Annotated in this window: 18 protein-coding genes; 2 read left to right on the top strand and 16 right to left on the bottom strand. The window is 63.6% G+C overall.

What is annotated here, in order from left to right; translation table 11 throughout:
• Positions 1 to 23: 23 nt before the first annotated feature.
• From N3C64_RS05455 to N3C64_RS05410, 10 genes are all read right to left on the bottom strand, one after another.
• Entirely contained in the window at positions 24 to 605 is a 582-nt protein-coding gene (locus tag N3C64_RS05455) for a tetratricopeptide repeat protein (RefSeq protein WP_218628777.1), read from the bottom strand.
• Positions 602 to 1,627 (bottom strand): type II secretion system F family protein, encoded by a 1,026-nt coding sequence (locus N3C64_RS05450; RefSeq protein ID WP_218628776.1) that lies wholly within the window; start codon positions 1,625 to 1,627, stop codon positions 602 to 604. The genes N3C64_RS05455 and N3C64_RS05450 overlap by 4 nt, the downstream gene beginning before the upstream one ends.
• Positions 1,628 to 1,635: 8 nt before the next feature.
• Positions 1,636 to 2,604, bottom strand: a complete 969-nt coding sequence (locus tag N3C64_RS05445; RefSeq protein WP_218628775.1) for a type II secretion system F family protein — start codon at positions 2,602 to 2,604, stop codon at positions 1,636 to 1,638.
• An 11-nt stretch (positions 2,605 to 2,615) separates the two neighbouring features.
• Positions 2,616 to 4,082 (bottom strand): TadA family conjugal transfer-associated ATPase, encoded by a 1,467-nt coding sequence (locus N3C64_RS05440; protein ID WP_260012603.1) that lies wholly within the window; start codon positions 4,080 to 4,082, stop codon positions 2,616 to 2,618.
• Positions 4,083 to 4,103: 21 nt separating this feature from the next.
• Complete coding sequence (locus N3C64_RS05435; RefSeq protein WP_260012601.1) at positions 4,104 to 5,363, bottom strand: CpaE/TadZ family protein; 1,260 nt, start codon at positions 5,361 to 5,363, stop codon at positions 4,104 to 4,106.
• Between the two features lie 253 nt (positions 5,364 to 5,616).
• Complete coding sequence (locus N3C64_RS05430; protein ID WP_260012595.1) at positions 5,617 to 6,243, bottom strand: OmpA family protein; 627 nt, start codon at positions 6,241 to 6,243, stop codon at positions 5,617 to 5,619.
• 45 nt (positions 6,244 to 6,288) lie between these two features.
• A complete protein-coding gene (locus N3C64_RS05425) occupies positions 6,289 to 7,716 on the bottom strand; it encodes a type II and III secretion system protein family protein (protein WP_260012593.1) in 1,428 nt (475 codons plus the stop codon).
• A 192-nt stretch (positions 7,717 to 7,908) separates the two neighbouring features.
• Positions 7,909 to 8,778, bottom strand: coding sequence for a Flp pilus assembly protein CpaB (gene cpaB, locus N3C64_RS05420; RefSeq protein WP_218628770.1), 870 nt, complete (start codon positions 8,776 to 8,778; stop codon positions 7,909 to 7,911).
• Between the two features lie 84 nt (positions 8,779 to 8,862).
• Entirely contained in the window at positions 8,863 to 9,072 is a 210-nt protein-coding gene (locus N3C64_RS05415; RefSeq protein WP_236021002.1) for a hypothetical protein, read from the bottom strand.
• 204 nt (positions 9,073 to 9,276) lie between these two features.
• Entirely contained in the window at positions 9,277 to 9,468 is a 192-nt protein-coding gene (locus N3C64_RS05410) for a hypothetical protein (RefSeq protein WP_218628769.1), read from the bottom strand.
• Positions 9,469 to 9,834: 366 nt separating this feature from the next.
• Between N3C64_RS05410 and N3C64_RS05405 the strand changes: the two genes are divergently transcribed.
• Positions 9,835 to 10,671 carry a lytic transglycosylase domain-containing protein gene (locus tag N3C64_RS05405; protein ID WP_375546096.1) on the top strand — a complete coding sequence of 279 codons (837 nt, stop codon included), beginning with the start codon at positions 9,835 to 9,837 and terminating at the stop codon, positions 10,669 to 10,671.
• A 2-nt stretch (positions 10,672 to 10,673) separates the two neighbouring features.
• Positions 10,674 to 12,104 (top strand): UbiA family prenyltransferase, encoded by a 1,431-nt coding sequence (locus tag N3C64_RS05400; protein WP_260012592.1) that lies wholly within the window; start codon positions 10,674 to 10,676, stop codon positions 12,102 to 12,104.
• A 2-nt stretch (positions 12,105 to 12,106) separates the two neighbouring features.
• Here the strand turns inward: N3C64_RS05400 and N3C64_RS05395 are convergent, their stop codons facing one another.
• From N3C64_RS05395 to topA, 6 genes are all read right to left on the bottom strand, one after another.
• On the bottom strand, positions 12,107 to 12,841 hold the full coding sequence (locus tag N3C64_RS05395) for an SDR family oxidoreductase (protein ID WP_260012590.1): 735 nt from the start codon (positions 12,839 to 12,841) through the stop codon (positions 12,107 to 12,109).
• Complete coding sequence (locus tag N3C64_RS05390; RefSeq protein WP_260012588.1) at positions 12,838 to 14,136, bottom strand: FAD-binding oxidoreductase; 1,299 nt, start codon at positions 14,134 to 14,136, stop codon at positions 12,838 to 12,840. The genes N3C64_RS05395 and N3C64_RS05390 overlap by 4 nt, the downstream gene beginning before the upstream one ends.
• Before the next feature lie 4 nt (positions 14,137 to 14,140).
• A complete protein-coding gene (locus N3C64_RS05385; RefSeq protein WP_311201865.1) occupies positions 14,141 to 15,121 on the bottom strand; it encodes a lysylphosphatidylglycerol synthase transmembrane domain-containing protein in 981 nt (326 codons plus the stop codon).
• A gap of 150 nt (positions 15,122 to 15,271) precedes the next feature.
• On the bottom strand, positions 15,272 to 15,898 hold the full coding sequence (locus tag N3C64_RS05380) for a 3-oxoacid CoA-transferase subunit B (RefSeq protein ID WP_218628763.1): 627 nt from the start codon (positions 15,896 to 15,898) through the stop codon (positions 15,272 to 15,274).
• A gap of 3 nt (positions 15,899 to 15,901) precedes the next feature.
• Positions 15,902 to 16,603 carry a CoA transferase subunit A gene (locus N3C64_RS05375; RefSeq protein ID WP_218628762.1) on the bottom strand — a complete coding sequence of 234 codons (702 nt, stop codon included), beginning with the start codon at positions 16,601 to 16,603 and terminating at the stop codon, positions 15,902 to 15,904.
• A 154-nt stretch (positions 16,604 to 16,757) separates the two neighbouring features.
• Positions 16,758 to 19,355 carry a type I DNA topoisomerase gene (gene topA / locus N3C64_RS05370; protein ID WP_260013094.1) on the bottom strand — a complete coding sequence of 866 codons (2,598 nt, stop codon included), beginning with the start codon at positions 19,353 to 19,355 and terminating at the stop codon, positions 16,758 to 16,760.
• Between the last annotated feature and the right edge of the window lie 19 nt (positions 19,356 to 19,374).

Here is a 19,374-nt window from a genome sequence, read left to right as displayed (position 1 = left end):
TGGAGTGCGTCCTCTTGATGGCCTTATTGCTGGGTCAGCAGGAGATATTCACCCACACCCCGCCGGACCAGCGTGAAAGTTTTTTCCTCATCCTCAGGATAGTCAGGTTTGTCCATCTTTGCGAGGGCGAGCCTAAGGTTATCGCGGATCGCGTCAGATTCGCCACTGTCGAGCGCATAGGCTGTCTGGAAGACGCGGGCTGCCTCGGCGATATGGCCGCGCTCCATCAGGACCACGCCAAGGTTGTTCCAGGCGGGTACGAAGGTTTCGTCGACCTCGATGGCGCGGCGCAGCACCTGTTCGGCCTGGCCAAGGCGCCCGAGCTTGAGATTGGTCGACCCGATGGCCGAAAGCACGTCAACCGTAGCGCCCTGCTTGGCGGCGGCGCGGTAATAGGCCTTGAGCGCGAGCTCGTACTCGCCCGCCTCAACAAGGCGGTGCCCGACGATCAGGCCGTCCACGCCATCGCCGCGGGCGGTGCCGGGGGCATAGGGGCCCCCATCAGAACCCGAAAGGCCGCCGCCGCCGAAACCGGACGAGCAGGCGGCCAGAAGGGCCAGTGAGAAGACCACGACGAGGCGGCCACCGAGCTTATTTGGGATCATGGTCCAATTTTGATCATCTTGAAGTTCTCGATCATATCATGGACCGAGGGACCGACAAGGATGATCAGAAGGGGCGGCACCGTGAACAGCATCGTGCCAAGCGTCATCTTGGTGGGAACCTTGTTCGCCGCTTCCTCGGCGCGCATGATGCGCTTGTCGCGCATGTCGGCGGCGTAGAGGCGCAAGGCCTCGGCGATCGAGGTGCCGAACTGCTGCGACTGGATCATCACGGTGACGAAGCTTTGTACATCGGGCACACCGGCGCGTTCGCCGAAGGCGCGAAGAACGGTGGTCTTGTCCTTACCGGCCTTGATCTCCTGCGCGATGACCTCGAATTCCTGCGAGATCGCCGGGTAGGAGGTGCCGAGTTCCTTCGACACGCGGATGATACCCTGGTCGAGCGACTGGCCGGCCTCGACGCAGACGAGCAGCATGTCGAGTGCGTCGGGGAAGCCGTTCTGGATTTCCTGCGAACGGGCCGAGACACGCTGGTTCACCCAACGCTTGGGCGCGTAGTAGCCAAAGACGCCCGGCATCAGAATCGCGACCAGCATCTTGGTCATCGGCAGGGCTTCTTCGTTGGTCGAGTTATGAATGACCACGTAGAGTGCGCCGAAGAACATCAGCGTCAGGCCCATCGCGAACTGGATCGCGTGGAAGGTGCGCACGATATTGCGGCCGCGATAGCCGGCGCGCTCCAGCCATTTGCGCGACTCGGACATCTCGTCCTTGTTCTTGGGCTCCAGGAAGCCCGCAAAGCGGTCGAGCTTGTCGGTGCCGCTATTGTAGCGCAGCCCCTTGCCCGGCTTGCCCTTGGCAGGCGCCCCGCCACCCGCTGCGGCGGCAACCGCCGCCTCGGCGCCCTTTGCGGCGCGCAGCTTGTCGAGCGGGTCGATCTGCTTGCGCAGCAAGACCGGCAGCACCGCGAGGATCAGCAGCATCGCCACGCCAGCCAGTGCGATCACCGGTCCCAGGGGGCCCAGCTTGTCGGTCAGCAACTCGAATATCTTGTTCTGGTCCATGGTGCGCCTCAGACCTTGATCGTGGTCATGATTTTCATGAAGAGGACGTTCAGCCCGAGCAGCACGAAGACGAGCAATGCCATCGGCATGAAGTACTGGGTCGGCTTGACGGTGTCATAGTAGTCGGGCGAGACGATCTGAATGATGATCAGCACGACGATCGGAAAGGCCGACAGGAAAATGCCGGACCAGCGCGGTTCGGCCGTAATCGCGCGCACCCGGCGGAACAGGCGGAAGCGCGAGCGGATCACCTTGGCCAGACCTTCGAGCACCTCGGCAAGGTTACCACCCGAGGTCTGCTGGATAGAAACGGCCACGGCAAGGAAGCGCAAGTCCTGCATGTCCATGCGCTCGGCCATTTCGCGCAGCGATTCGGCGACGTTGCGGCCATAGGCGGCCTCGTCGGCGATGATGCCGAACTCCGAACCCATCGGATCGGGGATCTCGCGCGCCACCGCCTGGATGGCCGACGAGAAGGGGTGACCCACGCGCAGCGAGCGCACCATCAGTTCGACCGCGTCGGGCAGTTGCTCTTCGGCCAGCGAGATGCGCTTGCGCGCCTTCGAGGAGATCCAGAAATAAACGCCGCCCACACCCATCAGCAGCGACAGTGCGATACGCACGGGCAGCCCCGCCTGCGTGGCGATAGAAAGACCACCGAAGGCCACCATGCAGACCAGCGCCATCACGCCGATCAACGCCTTGGGCGAGAAGGCGATATTGGCCTTTTGCGCCTTGTTGGCCAGGATCGAGTAGAGCGGGATCGAGCGCACCTGCATATGCTGGGTGGCTTCCTTGCGCAGCATCTCGAGCACTTCCTCGCGCCGGGTGCCCTTTTCGAGCATCTCGAGGCGACGGTTGACCCGGTTGTTAAGCGAGATCGACTTGCCGAAGGCCAGCAGGTAGATGCCCTCGACGATCAGGATGACCGCCAGGAAGATCAGGCCGTAGATGATCGGGGTAGAGGAGATGATCATTTGCTGCCCTCTCAGTCTTGCACGGGTTCGTAGATCGACGCCGGCAGGTCATAGCCCCACTGGCGGAAACGGTCGGCGAAATGCGAGCGCACGCCGGTCGCTGTGAAGCGGCCAATGATCTTGCCATCGGGCGCAAGGCCGAGGCGCTCGTACTTGAAGATCTCCTGCATCGAGATGACCTCGCCCTCCATGCCGGTGATCTCGGTGATAGACACCATGCGGCGCGAGCCGTCCTGCAGACGCGAGGCCTGCACGATCAGGTTCACAGCCGAGGCGATCTGCGAGCGGACGGCCTTGATCGGCATCTCGATTCCCGCCATGGCGATCATGTTCTCCAGACGCGAGACACCGTCGCGCGCCGAGTTCGCGTGGATCGTGGTCATCGAGCCGTCGTGGCCGGTGTTCATGGCCTGGAGCATGTCGATGACTTCCTCGCCGCGCGTTTCGCCGACGATGATGCGGTCGGGGCGCATCCGCAGGGCGTTGCGCAAACAGTCGCGCTGTGTCACGGCACCCTTACCCTCGACGTTGGCCGGGCGGCTTTCCATCCGGCCCACGTGGGTCTGCTGCAGCTGAAGTTCCGCCGTGTCTTCGATCGTCAGAATGCGTTCCGAATTGTCGATGAAGGACGAAAGCGCGTTCAGCGTGGTCGTCTTACCCGAACCCGTCCCGCCCGAGACGATCACGTTCAGGCGCGTGGCGACGGCGGCCTGAAGGTAGACCGCCATCTCTTCGGTGAAGGCGCCGAACTTGACGAGATCGTCGATGCCCAGCTTGTCCTTCTTGAACTTCCGGATCGAGACGAGCGAGCCATCGACCGCAATCGGCGGCACCATCGCGTTGAAACGCGATCCGTCGGCCAGACGGGCGTCGACATAGGGGTTCGATTCATCGACCCGCCGGCCCACGGCCGAGACGATCTTGTCGATGATGCGCAGCAGGTGCTTCTCATCCTTGAAGGTGATGTCGGACAGGTGCAGCTTGCCGCCGCGTTCGACGAAGATCTGCTGCGGGCCGTTCACGAGAATATCCGAGACGGTCTCGTCCTTGAGCAGCGGCTCAAGCGGGCCGAGGCCCATGACCTCGTCGTAAAGCTCCTGGTTGACCTGCGCGCGCTCGGTTGCGCTCAGCGCGACGGCCATTTCGGTCATCGCCTCGCTGGCGATGGCGGCGATCTCGGCCTTCAGATCGGCTTCGGTCGCGCGCTCCAACGCGGCAAGGTTGAGGTTTTCCAGCAGGCGCTTGTGCAGTTCGACCCGCAGGTCGCTCAGCCGTTCCTTGCGCTTCTTCTCCTTGTCGGCGGCGATCACATCCGCCGGAGTGCCGGGCTGGCCGGTCGTCGGACGGCGCTGAACAAGAGAACGCACCGGCTCCGCGGGGGCAGCCGATGAAACCGGGGAAGGGGCGCGCGACTCGCCAGCGGGCGGCGGCGGCGCGTTGTTGGGTCCGGGTGTCGTCTTCTTGTAGCGCGAGAACATTGCGACCTCTTACCTGAACAATTACGCCTGCGCGGCTTCGAGCGAGCGGTTCAGCTCGGCGATGGACTGGGCAAGCTTCTGAATTTCCTTGCGCAGCGGCAGCTTGCCCGCTGTGCTGGCCAGCGGAACGCCATGGTCGTTCGACTGGGTGACCTGCTTGCCGCCATCCGACAGCTGAACCTCAATCGAGATGTCCAGGCTTTCGGCCAGCCGCTTGACGCGGGCCTTACCGGTCAGGTCGGTGAATTTCGGAGCGCGGTTCAGCACGTAGCGCAGCTTCTCGACCGGGAGGCTCTCGGATTTCAGCGCGCGGATCATGCGCAGCGTGTTCTGCGCCGAGCGCATGTCGAGCTCCATCAGCGCGAAGTAAACATGCGCCAGGTTGAGCACCGTTTCGGTCCAACTGACCACGGTCGAGGGCATGTCGATCACAACGAAGTCGAAATTCTGGCGTGCCAGTTCGACGATGCGCGTGATATCCTCGCCGCTGACGATATCGAGCGGCAGCATATCCGCCGGGGCGGTCAGGACGTGCAGACGATCCTCGAAGGTCACGAGCGACTGCATGAAGGTCTCGGCGTCGAGATGGGTCGCGTCCGAAAGCATCTCGAACACATTCTCGCGGCGCTGCAGATCGAGATAGGTCGAGGTCGAGCCATATTGGAAATCGAAGTCGAGCAGGCAGACGCGCGGCGACTGCGCACCGGTTTTCTTGGCTGCCTCGCCCATCGTGGCCAGTTCCCAGGCCAGGTTGACCGCGAAGGTGGTGGCGCCCACGCCGCCGGCAAGGCCGTGCACCGGAAGCACGACACCGTCATGGCCGCCTGTCGCGCTTGGCTTGACCGAATCGGCCGAGCCAAGGACGGGCTTCTCCACCTGGCCGAGGCGGATGATCGCCTCATGCAGGGCGCCCGAGGGAAGCGGGTAGGGCACGAAATCATCCGCGCCAAGGCGCAGAAGCTGGTGCAACGCGATCGGGCTGACCTCCTCGGCGATCAGAATCACCCGGATGCCCTTGGCCTTGGCGGTCGAGATGATCGAAGAAATCCGGGGGATCTGCGCCTCGTCCTCGGCGTCGATCGCGATCGCGATGAACTCAAGCTTTTGTGCCTCGGGCTGCGAGAAGAACAATATGGCGTCATCAAAGCTGATGTCGCCCCAGTTCTCGCCAAGCTCGACCTCCATATCCTCGATGAGGAGGTCGAAGTTCGAGACATCCCGGGACACCGTGCACGCGACGATGGGTGCGGGTTCGGTATTCAGAAGAGGAGCTGCACTCATTGCCTCTGGTCCTTTAATGCGCGGGCTGCGGCCGATCTCCTGGGAGAGATGACGTGGGATGCCCAGGTTCTTACGCAAACCCGGATACGACTCGCTGGTCGCACCTGTCCTGCTAGAGGCTAAGATCGCGGCCAATCTTGGCGACATTTGGGCCGGATTGTTCCAATTGTGGGGTAATCCGAGACGATGAAACGCAATGGGCGGACCCTGTTTCCAAGGTCCGCCCAAAGCTTTTCAATCCTGTCTGGCGCGCTTAGCCGCCCGAGCCGGAAACCTTCGGCTGCACCGTTTCCTGAGCCGGAATGGCGCTTCCGACGTATTCGCGGAAGATGATCTCGGCATATTTGCCGTGCAGCTCGGACGGTTTGCCCTTGCCCACGAAGCCCGAAACCTCGGTCACCGTGCGGCGGTTCTGCTCGTTCGGTGCCTGAGTAAAGACGAGGGGCTGTGTTTCGCCGAAGGAAACGACCGCCTCGAGGCGCGAGCGCGAGATGCCCTGCGACGAGAGATAGGCGACAACCGCCTGCGCGCGGCGCATCCCGAGGCTCTTGTTGTAGCCGCTCGAGCCGACAAGGTCGGTGTGCCCGTAGACGCGGAAGCGAATCTCGGGGAACTGGCGGATCCAGTCGGCCTGCTTGCGCAGGGTCGCTTTGGCGCTTTCGTCGAGGACCGACGAGTCGAAAGCAAAGTTGACGGTGTTCTGCACGTCGGCGGCGAACTTCTTGGTGAGGCTGATCGCGTAGTCGCGTTCACCCGACATCACCAAGGTGTTGTTCATCGTCGCGTCACCGAAGCCGCCGGTGTCGTATTCAGACCCCGCCTCGGCGTAAAACCGCTGCGTGCCGCCCGCACAGGCGCCAAGCACCAGAACAGTGGCCATGAGCCCCGCAATCCGCATCTTTTTCAAATCCTGCATCTGCATAGCTCACTCCATCACATAGCCGTAGGAGCCCGAGAAGTCCTGCTTGGCCACTTCCGCAGCCGCACCGGTCTTCGGCGCCTTGTCACCGGCAGTCTTGCCGAAGAGAAACAGCTCTGCCTCGGACGGCAGGCGCACACGATCCGTCGGCAGGGCAAGGGCCTCACCGCGGGTCGGGCTGACCAGATGCGGAGTGACGATGATCACGAGTTCCGACTGCGCGCGCTTGTACTCGGCCGAGCGGAACAGCGCCCCGAGCACCGGCACATCGCCAAGCCACGGGATCTGGTCGTTCAGGTCGGTGAAGTCATCCTGCAGCAGGCCCGCGATGGCAAAGCTCTCGCCGTCGCGCATCTCGACCGTGGTCGAGGTTTCGCGGCGCTTGAACGCGTTGACCGAGAAGCCGCCCGACGACATCGTCACCGTGGTGTCGATCGCCGAAACCGCGGCCGCGATTTCAAGGTTGATCAGGTCGCCATCGACGACGCGCGGCGTAAAGGCCATCTCGACGCCGAAGGGTTTGTATTCAATCGACACGCCGGTGTCATCCACGACCGGGATCGGATATTCGCCGCCCGCGAGGAACTTGGCCTGCTGGCCAGAAAGCGCGGTCAGGTTCGGTTCGGCCAGCGTGCGCACGACACCTTTGGATTCAAGGGCTTCGAGCAGAACGGCGAATTCGAGGTTGCCAGCGGTGAAGCCAAGGCCAAGCGCGCCGGTCTTGTTCGGGTCGACCGGCAGGATGCCGTTGTCAAAGGCGTTTTCGAGGGCGCCCTCGGCGGTAAAGTTGCCGGTGCCGATGATCGTACCGGTCTGGGCCGAGCCGCCGCCGACCGTGCCGCGCACGCCAAGCGAGGCGGCGAGGTTTTTCGACACGGCGCGCTGCATTTCAGCGAAGCGCACCTTGAGCATGACCTGCTGGGTGCCGCCGACCATCATCAGGTTCGACACGCGGTCGCCCGCATAGCGACGGGCCAGGTCCAGCGCACGATCGAGCTTGGTGATCGAGGACACCGTCCCCGAAAGCACGATGCCGTCATTGGCGGTGCGCACTTCGATCTTTTCGCCGGGGAGGATCTGCTGCAGACGCTCTTTGAACTCGGCGATGTCCGGGGTCACCTGAACCTCGACGTTCGAGATCAGCTTTCCGTCCGGCCCGAGGATCGTCATCGTGGTCCGTCCCGGCACCTTGCCGAGCACATAGATCGTGCGATCCGAAAGGGTGGTAATGTCCGCAATGCCAGGGTTGGCGATGGAGAGTTCAGCAAAGGGCTGATCGCTTTCCACCACGACGGCGCGGTTCATGGGAACATTGAGCGGGCTCGACGCCGAACCCGACATGACACGCAAAGTTTCCGCGTTGACAGGCGCAAGAATTGCGACGCCAAGCGCGGTCCCCAGCAGGCATGCCTTAACAAAGCTTTTTATATTCATTGTGATCCTGCCTCTCCGATCACGCACCTGCCACAGGTCTTGTTGCCCGTTTTGGGTGAGTTGATGTCAAGTTTTCCCAGACCATGCGGCACTTCACGAAATTTTGCAATAATCAACCCATTGCAGGCCGAGATTCATGTGGATTCGTGTGTTTGTGCTGCATGGAACCCACACCAACAGGGTATTTTTACCTCAGTTGGTGCAGGGAATCGGGGTCTCGACGATTTCGTTGCCGCGACGGGTCTTGACGGTGCAAACCTTGGGCGCGTCGACTTTCACCACCTCGGCTTGCTCGATTCCGAGAAGGCTGTCGCGGTCGATTTCAATTGGGCCCGCCGATGCGGTGTTGTTGCGGCCAAGCAGCGACAGCGTCAGCCGCCCGGTCGATTGCGCCAGCGTCAGCGCAGCCACCTGCTCGGGGGTGACTTCCGCAGTGACGGTGCGTGCAATGAGGGTCTCTTCGGAGCGGTCGGCGTCCGCGCTCTGGTCGATGGCGATCAGGCGCAGGTTCGGATGGATCAGCTTGGTCACCGGCTGATCGCCGATTGCGCCCGACCAGTAAACGTCAACCAGGTCGCCGGGGCGCAGGAAGCCTGACACGCCGGAGCTGACATCGACGCGGATCGTGAAGGCGCGCATATCCGCCGACAGATTCGCGAGGATCCCGGCATCCGTGCCGGCGTCGGTAACCTTCTTGGCCAGAAGCGGCTCATTGGCCTCATAGGTACGCATCGCTGAGCGCGGGCGGGTTTCGCCGTCGAGGAAAACAGCGGCCGCGGCCTCGGGGGTTCCTTGCGGAGCCGAGATGCGGCTGAAGGTTCCTTCGGGCGTCTTGCCGGCTTGCACCTTGATTACTTCGAGATCGGCCGCAGAGAAGCGCTCGCCATATTTGAGCTGGCGCTTGACCACGACGACGTCGGCAAGCCTGGGTGCCTTAGCCTGTGCCGCGACAAGGTAGTCGCGCTCCTGTTGAAACTGGGCGATCTGCCCCTGCGCCATGTAAACGGCAACGCCTCCCAGACCCACGCCGGCGGCCAGAACAAGACCAACGATCAGACGCATATTCCGTTCCTCTCTTGGTGGGGGCGCTCGCGGTGCCCCCGAATACTACTCAGGCCGCCGCGCGACCGATACTGAATGGCCCGTTCAGCCGTTGCTGTTCGCCGAGGGAACCTCGACCGAGCCGATAAAGCTGCCGATCGCATTCCCCAGAATGCCGGTCTGCTTGCCGATCATACCTCCGAAGACGCCCCCGAGCGCCACGATGGCTGCCGTCAGCACGACCCAGTCGACGGTGACCGCACCATCTTCGTCGCGGCTCCGGCGGCGTAGGCTTTTCAAGATGACATTGGTCATCACGGTTAACTCCTGCCAAATGGCGTTCATCAGGGTTGTTCGATCGGTTCTAAAGGTAATTGAGGGCGAAAATGGGGCGTATATGAGGAAAAGACCGCGCAAAGCGCCGCTCTGCCCTGCTGCTCCGATCACCCATCCGCCCACGCAGGAATAGAGAAGGCCGCGCAGATGCGCGGCCTCTCCGAGGTAATCTATGCGAGCGAATTACTGGCTCGAGACGCTCTGCGAACCGATGTAGTCGGCGATGTTGGTGGCCAACTCACGGGTCTCGGTGCGGATCAGCGAAAGGGCGAAGGCGCCGATGCCGACGATGGCGGCGGTCAGCACAACCCAGTCAACGGTCACAGCGCCGTCTTCTTCGTTGTGGAACTTGCGGGTCAGTTTGAACAGTTTCATAGGTCTCTCCTTGGGTCTGGTTCCTTCCGCGCCACGCTGGATCCACCTCTGAACTTGGTCCGTTGCATCGCGGTATGGGCTAATAAGGCCCCCGGATCGTGGCGGGATTTGGGCGGACTTTTGGTCATTTTGCGAAGTGTTAATCTTCTCGTGATCATACGTCTAAGCAATTGAAATATAACGTAAAAAAAATACAAAAAACACGTTTGATCGCAGTTGGATACTGTTGCGAAAACGCAGAATCACCCGTCGAATCGTCGTTATTCGATGCCTTTTTCTGGATTTTGCCGGCAGATTCTTGAATAACTCTTGCAAAGACTTGATTGCGGGCGGGGCAGGGTGGCGCACATGCGCATCTTAGGGGCAATGACAGTGGCGATCTGCACGGCCCTTGCGGCCGCCCCGATGCATGCCGAAACGGCTCCGGCCCAGGTCAATGAGATCAAGCCCAAGCGCGTCGTGCCGCCGGCGCCGGGAACGAAACGCTTCATCACCATCCAGATCGACCCCGAGGAGCAGCGCCGCGCGCTTGAGGTGGCGGCTGCCAAGCCCTTCGTTCCGGTGCGCCGCCCGCCGCCGACGGGCGACGGGGCATCCGGCAAACCCAAGGGGCCGACCAGTTATGCCTGGTTCTGGAACGCCATTTCGCCGCGCATCAATGAGCGGGACGGGCGCTTTCCGCAGGCGCTTGATGTGCTGAGCGCGGGTCCCGACGGGCAATCTGTTCGCGCGCCGCGGCTGGCGCATCTTCAGGACATCGCGCAACGCCACGGGCAGGATATTCTGGCCGCCACGATCGGCACCGAGGTTTCGCCTGCGCTGGTGCTGGCGGTGATCTCGACCGAATCCGGTGGTCGGGCCGAGGCGGTCTCGAAGGCCGGGGCCGTGGGCCTGATGCAGTTGATCCCCGCGACGGCCAAGCGCTTCAACGTGGCCAACAGCAAGGACCCGATGCAGAACATCCGCGGCGGGGTGGCCTATCTCGACTGGCTGATGAAGGAATTCGACCGTGATCCGCTGATGGTGATCGCCGCTTATAACGCGGGCGAGAATGCGGTGAAGAACAACGGTGGTGTGCCGCCCTATGCCGAGACGCGCGATTACGTGCCCAAGGTGCTTGCCGCCTGGCAGGTGGCCCGGGGCCTGTGCCTGACGCCGCCCGAGCTTGTGACCGACGGCTGTGTGTTCGCCGTGAAAGGATAATAATGGCCGATCTGAAGCCGTTGGTGCTGGATATCGACGGCACATTTTTGAAGACCGATCTTTTGTTCGAGGCATTCTGGGCAGGGCTTGGGCGCGACCCGATCGCGACCCTCAAGGCGCTGCGATTTTTGCGCGATCCCGCGCGGCTGAAGGCCGAGCTGGCCGACATTGTGCATCTGCGCCTTGATCTGATGCCGGTCAACCCGGCGGTGGCCGAGCTTGCGCTGCATTCCACGAGCGAGGGGCGCGAGGTTGTTCTGGCCTCGGCCTCGGATCGGCGGCAGGTGCAGGAACTGGCCGAGCACTACGGCCTGTCGGCACGGGTTTTCGCGTCGGACGGGGTGACCAACCTCAAGGGCGCACGCAAGGCCGAGGCACTGGTCGAGGCTTTCGGCGAGGGCGGCTTCGACTATGCCGGCAACGAAGCCACCGATATGGCGATCTGGTCCCATGCCGAGAATGCGCTGGTGGTTGGCGACGTGCCTGCCTCGCGCCGTCTGGCGGAGGAGGGCAAGAATATCGTCAACCTGCCCGGCGCCTGGTCGGGACAGGCGTTGATCAAGGCGCTGCGGCCGCACCAATGGGTCAAGAACATCCTGCTGTTCCTGCCGCTGATCGCGTCGCACCGCTTCGATCTGGCGACCTTCGGGCTGATCCTTCTGGGGATCGTGGCGTTCTCGGCGGCAGCCTCGTCGATCTATATCGTCAACGATCTTCTCGATCTTGAGGCTGACCGGCTGCACCCCACGAAAAAGCGCCGCCCCTTCGCGCGCGGCGCGGTGCCCATATCGGTGGGCATGATGACCTGTCTGGGGCTGGCGACGCTGGCCCTTGGGATCGCGGCGGTGCTGAACCCGTGGTTCCTGGGGGTGATCATCCTGTACATGATCACGTCGCTGGCCTATTCGCTCAAACTCAAGCGGATGCGGTGGGTGGATATCACGACGCTGGCTGGGCTTTACACGATCCGTGTGGTGGCGGGCGCCGCAGCGGCAAAGGTCGATGTCTCAAGTTACATGCTGATCTTCGTCTTCCCGGTGTTCCTGACGCTTGGTTGCGTCAAGCGCCTGACCGAGCTGACCCTTGCCACCAGTGACGAACGCCTGCCGGGCCGTGGCTATGGCCGGGCGGACCGGGGCGATCTGCTCAACGTAGCCGGGATCGGCGTTTTCGGCGCGCTCCTGATCTTCTTCCTCTATTCGTTCTCGGATCAGGCGCGGCTGCTTTACCCCGACACATGGCTCTTGTGGGTCGCGCTGATCCCGATTGCCTGGTGGCTGATCCGGATGGTCGCGCTTGGCTGGTATGGCAGGCAGGATTACGATCCGATCGTTTTCGCGCTGCGCGACAAGTTCGGGCTCGGGCTTTTGATGATCACGCTCAGCCTGATGCTTTGGGCGGCGGGCCTGTGGCAGGTCTGGTTCGGCGGCTGATCTCAGAAGGACATCTTCTTGAAGATCGGCTCGGGGATGTGCTGGATCACCAGCATGACAAGCCGCCAGATCGGCGCCGTGTAGATCACGTTGCGGCGGCGGCGGATGCCCTTGAGGATATCCTCGGCCACGGCCTCGGGCGTCGTCATGAAGGGCATCTTCATGCCATAGGTCATTGGCGTGTCGACCGGGCCGGGCTTGACGGTCATCACATGCACACCCTTGCGCCCGCAGCGGTTGCGCAGACCCGACATGTAGGTCGAGAACGCCCCCTTGGCCGCGCCATAGACGTAGTTGTTAAGCCGACCGCGATCCCCCGCGACCGAGGAAATGCCGACGATCGTGCCGGAGCCGCGCTGCTCCAGCAGCGGGGCAAGCTGTTGCAGGAAGGTGGCCGGGCCGGTGAAGCTGTCGGCGATGACGCCCTTGATCAGCTCGGGGTCGGCGTCGATCGCGGATTGATCGGGCATCGAACCAACGAAGGAGATTGCGTTGATCTCGTCCTCCTCGGCGGCGAGGCGATCGATGAGGGCAGCGTAGTTGCCATGGTTGCGCGCGTCGAACTGCATCACCTCGACCAGCCGCGCGCCGCGCAGGCGGCAGTCGGCGGCCAGCGGCTCCAGCGCATCTGTGTTGCGACCGGCCAGGAACAACGCGCAACCCTCGGCGGCAAGGCGGCGGATCAGCGGGCGGGCCATGGCGGAACCCGCGCCCAGAACGATCCAGCTTTTCATCATGTCGTGGTCCTCAGTTGCAGTCGGCGGATCAGGTCGGTGACATAGGCGCCCTCGGGGTCGGCCTTCGCCACTTCCTGCTGCCAGTCGGAAAGTTCGGGATACATGGCGCGGATCTGCGCGCCCTCGGCCAGGCTGTCCTTGGCGAAGTAAAGCCGCCCGCCCGCGTCGGCGGTGCGCGCCTCAAGCCGCTTGATCAACGCGCGCGCGGCATCGCGGTTGGGGAAATCGACGGCAAGGGTGTAACCCTCCATCGGGAAGCTGAGATAACCCGCGCGCCCCGGCCCCATGCGCTTGAGCACCGCGAGCGGCGAGGCAAGGCCAGAACTGGCGATCTCTTCGAGCATCGCGCGCAACTCATCCACGGCGGCGAGCGGCACCACGCATTGGAACTGGTGGAAGCCGCGCCGCCCGTAAAGCCGGTTCCAGTCGTGGATCTTGTCGAGCGGGAAGAAGAAATCCGCCATCGGCTTGACCAGCGTGCGGCCGCGCGCGGGCACGCGGTGGTAATAGGCCCAGTTAAAGACCTGCACGATGGGCGCGGCCAGCGCGAAATGTGGGGCATCCATCGGCACGCGCCGCGCCTTGTCGCGTTGCCGCACAAGCCCCGCGCCGCTTTCACCTTCCTCGACGATACCGCGGCCAAGGGCGGCACTGGTCGCGGTGGCGTCGATCCAGCCCACGGTATAGGTCGCGCGCGAGGCATCGAGCAGGGCGACGTGTTCATCCCAATCCGCCGCGCGGCGCTTGGTCACGATCATTACATCGCCCTTGCAGGGCCGCATCCGCAGCTTGGCCGAGGTGATCACCCCGGTCTGGCCAAGCCCGCCCGCCGTGGCGCGAAACAGCGCCGATCCGGGGGTGACCCGCACGGGGCCGCCTTGCTGGATCAGCGTGATCTCCGAGACATGCTCGGAGAACGAGCCCAGAAGATGGTGGTTCTTGCCATGCACGTCCTGACCGATGCAGCCGCCGACGGTGGCAAAGCCGGTGCCTGGCATCACGGCGGGCAGCCAGCCGCGCGGTGCGAAGGCCGCGGCGATATCGCCGATGCGCGCGCCGGCCTCGACATGCAGCTCGCCGCTCTCCGGGTCGAACGACAGCATCCGGTCAAGCTGGCTCATGTCGATGGCGCGCCCGCCCGAGTTCAGCGCCGCATCGCCATAGGAGCGCCGCATCCCGAAGGCGGGCGCGGTTTCCGAGGCCAGAAGGTCATCGGGGTTCTGGGGGCGGGCAACCTCGCCCCTGGCGCGCAGCGCGCGTCCCCATCCGGCATATTCCTGCGGTGTCCAGCGCATCGTGTTACCCTTGGGCCTTCAGTGACAGGCGCTCGGCCAAGGGGAACACCATAAGGCCGATGCCGATGGCAAACCATAGGGTCGTCAGTCGGATCACCGCCGTCGCGGGGACCGAGACCTCAAGCGGGATGCCTTCGAGGCTAAGGAGCGCGACCATCGCGGCCTCGGCCCCGCCCAATCCGCCCGGCGCGCCCGTCAGCCCGCCCGCGAGCGTGGCAAAGACAAAGATCGCGACGGCTTTCCACAGGCCGATATCGGCGCCCATCCAGACCAGAAGCAGGTGGAACGAGACGCCCTCGGCCATCCAGCCCGCAAAGCCAAGCGCCAGCGCGAGCGCCATCGTCGGCCCGTGCGAGAAGCGCGACAAGAGCCGTGCGGCTCCGCGTGCCCGCGCAAAGAGGCGCGAGAACCGCCCGACGGCGCGGTGGCTCAGCGTGATCAGCGCGCTCAGCAGGCGCGGACGTGTCGCCACGATAGCGGCGGCAAGGGCAAGTATGACAACCGGCACCGCCCCCGCAATGCCCCCGGCAGCGAGCGAGATCGAAAGCGCGAGGATCAGCGCCATCACCGCCAGATCGCCTGCGCGATCCATCAGCACAAGCGGAGCGCTGCGTTCGACCGGCCAGCCGGTCTCGCGACGCAGCCAGCGCATCCGCACCAACTCGCCCACGCGGCCCGGCGTGACTGACATGGCAAAGCCGCCCAGATAGTGGCGCAGGTTCTGGAAAAGCCCGGTGCGCAGCCCAAGACGCTGCGCCAGCAGGTGCCAGCGCGCGCCGCGCAGGACGTAATTCGATAGCGACAGCGCCAGAAGGGCGGCGACCTGCCATAGATGCAAGGCGCGCATCTGCGCCCAGGTCTCGGCCCAGCCGGTGGCCGAGGCAAGGCCCGTCAGCCCTGCGCCCACCAGCACCAGAAGGCCGCCCAAAAGCGCCCAATCCCGCCAGCGGCGGGATTTGGGGGGCGCGGATCTGTGCGGGCTCATGCTCATCATTGATGTGAACTTAGCGACAGAATTGGGCGGGATTGTGGAGTTGTTGAGGATGGGGCGACAATTTCCGGCCCTCATAAGTCGGGTGCCGAGCACGTGCGGCAGGCGAAAGCCCCGCCGAATGGGCGGGGCTTTCGGTCATTCTCAGTCGACGATGGTCGCCTCAGTGGCGGCGCGCAGCTCGGCCTCGGTCACGCCATCGGCGAGCTCGACGATCTTCAGGCCGCCCGGCACCACGTCCATCACGCCCATGTTCGAGATGATCCGGTCCACCACGCCCTTGCCGGTCAGCGGCAGGGTGCATTCCTTGAGCACCTTCGATTCACCGTGCTTGTTGGCGTGATCCATGACCACGACGACGCGCTTGACGCCCGCCACCAGGTCCATCGCGCCGCCCATGCCCTTGACGAGCTTGCCGGGGATCATCCAGTTCGCCAGATCGCCATTCTCGGCCACTTCCATCGCACCCAGGATCGCCATGGCGATCTTGCCGCCGCGGATCATCCCGAACGAGGTCGCGCTGTCGAAATAGGCGGTGTTCGGCACTTCGGTGATGGTCTGCTTGCCCGCGTTGATCAGGTCCGGGTCCTCATCGCCCTCATAGGGGAAGGGGCCCATGCCGAGCATGCCGTTTTCCGATTGCAGCGTCACCGTCACCCCCTCGGGGATGAAGTTCGGAACCAGCGTCGGGATGCCGATGCCGAGGTTCACATAGGTGCCGTCTTTCAGTTCCTTGGCGGCGCGGGCCGCCATTTGGTTACGATCCCACATGGGTTAGGCCTCCCGCTTGCGCACGGTGCGCTGTTCGATCCGCTTCTCGTGCTCGCCCTTGATCAGGCGGTGCACATAGATGCCCGGCAGGTGAATCTGGTCGGGGTCGAGCGAGCCTACGGGCACGATCTCTTCGACTTCCATCAGGCAGACCTTGCCGCACATGGCCGCCGGCGGGTTGAAGTTGCGCGCGGTCTTGCGGAAGATCGCGTTGCCGCTTTCGTCGGCCTTCCAGGCCTTGACGATCGAGACATCGGCGAAGATCCCGCGCTCGAGGATATAGGTCTCGCCGTTGAAGTCCTTGTGCTCCTTGCCCTCGGCGATGACGGTGCCCACACCGGTCTTGGTGTAGAAGCCGGGGATGCCGTGGCCGCCCGCGCGCATCCGCTCGGCCAGCGTGCCCTGCGGGTTGAACTCCAGCTCCAGCTCGCCCGAGAGGTACTGGCGCATGAATTCCGCGTTCTCGCCCACGTAGGACGACATCATCTTTTTGATCTGCTTGGTGTCGAGCAGCTTGCCCAGGCCGAAGCCGTCAACGCCGCAGTTGTTCGAAGCGATGGTGAGATCCTTCACCCCGCTCTCCACCAGCGCGTCGATCAGCAGTTCGGGGATGCCGCACAGGCCAAAGCCCCCCGCAGCGATGAACATGCCGTCGAACAGAAGCCCGTCGAGGGCCTCCTTCGCCGATCCGTAAACCTTCTTCATGGGATCCTCCCGTTTCCGTCGGAAGAATTTGTGACGAAGGGGGGCGCAGGTGTCAATTGCGGCGTTGCAGCGTGGAGGATTTGTTTGCGCTCACCGCCGCTTCGCGGGGCAAAAAGGGCGCGTCCGGGCGGGCCGCACCCTTTTCTTGCCGGGTTCAGTCCGCGGCGGTCTTCTTCGCGGCGGCTTTTTTCGGAGCCGCTTTCTTGGCGACCGGCTTTTTCGCAGCGGCTTTCTTGGGGGCTGCTTTCGTGGCCTTGGCTGCCTTGGCGGGGGCTTTCTTCTTGCCGCCCTTCGATGCCTTGGCCTCGATCAGGGGCAGGGCCTCTTCCAGCGTGATCGCCTCGGGCTCGACGTCCTTGGGCAGGGTGGCGTTGATCTTGCCCCATTTGACATAGGGCCCGTAGCGGCCGGGCATGACCTGAACCGGCCCGCCATCAGGGTGCTCGCCGAGTTCCTTGAGCGGCTTGGCGGCGGCGCCGCGCCCGGGGCCACGCGCGGCTTTCTGCGCCAGAACCTCGATTGCGCGGTTCATGCCGATGGTGAAGACCTCATCGACCTCGGGTAGGTTTGCGTAGGTGGAGTTGTGCTTCACATAGGGGCCATAGCGGCCGATCCCGGCCTCGACCAGCGCGCCATCCTCGGGGTGGATCCCGATTTCGCGCGGCAGGCTGAGCAGCATCTGCGCGCGCTCAAGGTCGATCGACTCGGGCGACCAGCCTTTGGGCAAGCTGGCACGCGGCGGTTTCGGGGCCTCTGTGGTGGCCTCGCCCTTTTGCACATAGGGGCCGAAGCGGCCGATGCGCAGGGTGATCTGCTCGCCGCCATCCTCGCCCAGGATCTTGCCGTCAAGGTTTGCGCCGTCCTCGTCCGAGGGTGCCGAGAGCGGGCGGGTGTAGCGACATTCGGGGTAATTGCCGCAACCGATGAAGGCCCCGCCTGAACGCGCGGTCTTGAGGTGCAGACGCCCGGCCCCGCAAGTGGGGCAGGCGCGTGGGTCGCCGCCATCGGCGCGCGGCGGGTAAAGATGCGGCCCCAGCACCTCGTCGATCTTTTCCAGCACCTCGCCGATGCGCAATTCGGCGGTTTCGCCAAGCGCGGCCGAGAAATCGCGCCAGAACCGCGCCAGCACCTCTTTATACGGCCGGTCGCCCGCCGAGATGTCGTCGAGCTGATCTTCAAGATCGGCGGTGAAATCGTATTCGACATAGCGGCGGAAATAGTTCGTCAGGAAGGCAGTCACCAGCCGCCCGGTATCCTCGGGGATCAGCCGGTTCTTGTCCTTGCGCACATAGCCGCGGTCCTGGATCGTGGTGACGATCGAGGCATAGGTCGAAGGCCGCCCGATGCCGAGCTCTTCCATCTTTTTGACCAGCGTCGCCTCGGTGTAGCGCGGCGGGGGCTGGGTGAAGTGCTGATCGGGCGTGATCTGGCCCTTTTTGGCCTCTTCGCCCTGCATGATCTGGGGCAGGCGCGCGCCGTCATCGCCCTCGTCATCGTCGCGGCCCTGGTCATAGATCTTGAGGAAGCCGTCGAAGGTCACGACCTGACCGGTCGCGCGCAACTCGACCTCGCCATCCTTGGAGCCGACATCGACGGTGGTGCGCTCCATCACTGCGGCAGCCATCTGGCTGGCGAGGGTGCGCTTCCAGATCAGATCGTAAAGTTTCCACTGATCGTCGGCGACCTTCAGCTTTTCTGGCCCTAGGTTCATATCGGTCGGGCGGATACATTCGTGCGCTTCCTGCGCGTTCTTGGCCTTGTTCTTGTACATCCGCGGCGAGGAGGGGACGTATTTCTCGCCAAAGCGCGTCTTGATTGCGTCGCGTGCGGCCATCACAGCCTCGGGCGCCATGTCGATGCCGTCGGTCCGCATATAGGTGATGTAGCCCGCCTCATAGAGCCGCTGCGCCGCCGACATGCAGGCCTTTGCGCCCATGCCGAACTTGCGGCTTGCCTCTTGCTGGAGGGTCGAGGTCATGAAGGGCGGGTAGGGGTTGCGACTGGCGGGCTTGGCCTCGACCGACTTGACCGTCAGATCGCGCGAGGTGACCGCATGCACGGCGATCTCGGCATCGGTCGCGGTGGCAAGGTCGAATTTCTCAAGCTTCTTGCCGCCCAGAACCGTCAGACGCGCGGTGTAGGTCTGACCACGCGGAGTGCTCAGCTCTGCCGTCACCGTCCAGTATTCGCGGGCTTTGAAGGCCTCGATCTCCATCTCGCGCTCGACGATCAGGCGCAGACAGACCGACTGCACGCGCCCCGCCGATTTCGCCCCTGGCAGCTTGCGCCAGAGCACCGGCGAGAGGTTGAAGCCCACCAGATAGTCCAGCGCCCGGCGCGCAAGATAGGCCTCGACCAGCGCGGTATCGACCTGACGGGGGTGCTGCATCGCCTCGGAGATCGCGGCCTTGGTGATCGCGTTGAAGGTCACGCGGCTGACCTTCTTCTTGGTCAGCTTGCTCGCTAAGGCCTGCTCAAGGTGCCACGAGATTGCCTCCCCCTCGCGATCAGGGTCGGTTGCAAGGATCAGTTCGTCATCGTCCTTGAGCGCGTCTGTGATCGCCTTGATGTGCTTTTTCGAGTCGCTCGCGACCTCCCATTTCATGTCGAAATCATGCTCGGGGTCCACCGAGCCGTCTTTCGCGGGCAGATCGCGCACATGGCCGAACGAGGCCAGAACCGTGTAGTCAGAGCCCAGATATTTGTTGATTGTCTTGGCCTTGGCGGGGGATTCGACAACAACAACGGCCATGAGTTCCTCTTTATCGGTC

Origin of the sequence: Sedimentimonas flavescens (assembly GCF_025154035.1) — a bacterium.
Taxonomy (GTDB): domain Bacteria; phylum Pseudomonadota; class Alphaproteobacteria; order Rhodobacterales; family Rhodobacteraceae; genus Rhodobacter; species Rhodobacter flavescens.
Note: the sequence above shows the minus strand (reverse complement) of the source record. Positions and strands in the feature narration are given on the sequence as shown.